The sequence below is a fragment of the Mucilaginibacter sp. P4_G9 genome (genome assembly GCF_056400985.1).
Window position 1 is genome coordinate 1 of the sequence record NZ_JBFUKF010000527.1, and the last position, 2,923, is coordinate 2,923.

The window sequence follows — 2,923 nt, forward strand, 5'->3', positions numbered from 1 at the left end:
CTGCAAGAAAACTCATGGCTGCTATTGCCTGGTTGATCTCCTGGTAGGGATTAAACTCAGATAAGTTAAGCACTTCATCTTTCTGATGATCTATCTTGCTGGCGTCAAGTATATTATTAATAGTCTCCATTAACATCTGGGCAGCATGGTTCATAGAAGCAAGCCGTTTTTGCTGCTCGGGTGAACGAATGGTTTTATTTAAAATATAAATTGTTCCGGTAATGGTTGTAAGCGGATTACGGATTTCATGACTCATAATGGCCAGCAACTCCGATTTTTGCTCGGCAAGGGCAATGGCTCGTTCATTTTCTCCCAGGTAAAGCTCTTCTGCCTTTCCTGCCTTGCGGATGTAAACAAGAAGCAGGATGATGAAAATAAGAATCATGATAATGGCCACGCCGGTAAAATTGTTAAGCTCGCTTGTTGCAAGCTGGTACTGGGCAAGTGTTTTATTCCGGCTTAATTCCCAGGCATTAATATGAACATCTTTGAGCTCCTGTACCAACTGATGAAGCTGAATAACCAGGTTAAGGTTGGCGGCTATCAGCTGCTTGTTAGACTCGGTGAGGTGATTGTTTTCTTCATTTAATTCCCGTACTAATTGCTCAACCGATAGATTTTGCTTTCTGACTAAAGACCGTGTTACCGAATCGCTGATCTGCTTTACACGATTGACTGTAAGTACCCTTACAGCGGTACCTGCCTGGTTTTTATTATTAAACGCATCCTTCAAACGTTTAAACAAACCGTTTTTGCTGGCGGGTGCATTTATTTCTTTTACCAGTGTATCGGCGCCATTTTTCACATTGAAATGACGCCTGGTTTGATAACCGGCCGCAGCATTTAAATTACCCTGCCCTTTAATCCCCTGTATGGTTGTTGCGTTTAAAAGCGAATCAAACTTGTGCTTAAGTTCAAATACTTCTTTTGACATTGATAATTTACGGTCAAAAGTTTTTTCAAGCTCACCCTTACCCGCTGGAAAATATTTGGGGATATCAGCTTTATACTTATTAAGTATTGTATTAATCTGGTTGAAAACATTTGTAAGCTTTGTTTTATAGGACTCCAACTTTTCGGTGCCGCCGTATAAACTCGCTTTCTGAAAATCATTTTCTGCACTGTTTAAATCCAGCAAAACATTATTGATCTCCTGCGATTGCAGCGGGTCTTTATATTGCTGACCAAGGTTTTGCAGTTTTTTTGAAATTGAATTTCTCAGGAACAGGGAACCAGCGGTGATCAGGAAGGTAAATACCAGGAATATGATAAATATCCTGCGGTGATAATGTGTTGATCTTCCTTTTGTAACTCCTATATTTTTTAGCATCGTTGACTCGTTGTAAACAGGGGAAAATTGATTGGTTCAGGTATTGTTAATAAAAGGTCACCTACCGACGCCTTTTCGTTCAAATAACTTATAAAATTTCGCAAATATAGAAATTTCAACCTTATGCACTTTTTAAATATGCTCACATGAAAGGGAGAACGCTTAGCAGCTATTTAAATTTCATTCAGTAATATTTTTACGCATTCGTGAAACATATATCTCACCGCCATTGGCTGGTATCCGCTATGATGATCCTGTAAAAATGGCGAAAACGTATTGGGTTTGGAACCTAACTACGATTATGCCACGAGGTAAAATCCGGCGACGTTGAAGGAGAGAATGACAAATAGATGAAAGACTTATCGACGATCAAGACATAAACTACGGAATTATCAACCGGGTATAAGGGGGCACGTTTATATATGTACAGGATAAGCGGTTTCCTGTTTTGCCTCCGACAATACGAAAAAGCTTTGCATATTACCTACATCCGGCAATCCGGCCAGCTTCGTCATCAGCAGTACGTTGTATTCGTTCATGTCACTTATGGCTATACGGAGCAAAAAATCAAAAATCCCGGTCATATGGTAACATTCCATGATTTCGGGCAGCTTAACCACCTCCTGCTGAAAGGCCAGCAACGCATCCCGGGAGTGCTCCTTTAACTGTACATGCGTATAAGCGATAAGGCCCCGGCCAACCTTTTTAGGATCAATAATGGCCACGTAGCGTTTAATGTATCCCTCATCCTCCAGCCGCTTTATCCTAAGATGAATGGGGGTAACACTTTTATGCAGCAGGTAGCCAATCTCCTTATGTGTTATTTGCGCATCTTTCTGCAATAGTTGTATAATAGCAATATCGGTATCGTCGAGTTGATTGTTCTGCATGATGAATATAAGCTATGATGCTTTTGTTAAAAAAGGTTCCGCGTCATTAAAAGAAAGCACCCCGGCCTCCCGCATAAAGCACTCGGCCTTTTTTACCATATTAACCGAACCAATAAAAATTGGCGAACGCTGGTGCAGCTCCTGCACATCAAGCTCCAGTATCCTGTCTGTACCATTGGTTGCCCTGCCCCCGGCCTGCTCCAAAATAAAAGCCATTGGGTTACACTCATAAACAAGGCGCAGTTTGCCGTTAGGCGCAGCAGATGTAACCGGGTAAATAAAAATACCGCCCTTGATGAGGTTACGGTGCAGATCGGCCACCATAGAGCCAATGTAGCGCGAAGTATAAGGCCGGCTGGTACTCTTATCCTCCACCTGGCAATACTTTATATATTGCTTCACTCCTTTAGGGAAATGTACATAATTCCCTTCATTGATAGAATAGATGACACCATCTTCAGGAATCCGCATATCCGGGTGCGATAAACAAAACTCACCGATGGATGGATCGAGCGTAAACCCGTTCACGCCTTTCCCTGTGGTATAAACCAGCATGGTAGATGAGCCGTAAATTATATACCCGGCCGCTACCTGTGCCGTACCTGGTTGCAGCACATCGGCCAGGGTCGCCGGTTCTTCCAGGGATAATCTTCGGTAAATTGAAAAGATGGTACCAATGGGCACATTCACATCAATATTGGAC

At 42.3% G+C, this 2,923-nt stretch carries 3 protein-coding genes; all 3 read right to left on the bottom strand.

Features of this window, described 5'->3' with window-relative positions:
• The coding region (locus tag AC1DPZ_RS24835; protein WP_477408527.1) for a sensor histidine kinase at window positions 1-1,330 on the bottom strand (1,330 nt) is incomplete at its 3' end.
• Window positions 1,331-1,746: 416 nt separating this feature from the next.
• A complete protein-coding gene (locus AC1DPZ_RS24840) occupies window positions 1,747-2,220 on the bottom strand; it encodes an Lrp/AsnC family transcriptional regulator (protein WP_477408529.1) in 474 nt (157 codons plus the stop codon).
• Between the two features lie 12 nt (window positions 2,221-2,232).
• Window positions 2,233-2,923, bottom strand: a 691-nt coding sequence (fbp, locus tag AC1DPZ_RS24845; protein ID WP_477408531.1) for a class 1 fructose-bisphosphatase, incomplete at its 5' end; no start/stop codon positions are given.

Bases quoted from the DNA above. Each gene is read 5' to 3' on its own strand.
- AC1DPZ_RS24840 (WP_477408529.1), bottom strand. From the start codon at position 2,220: ATGCAGAACAATCAACTCGACGATACCGATATTGCTATTATACAACTA.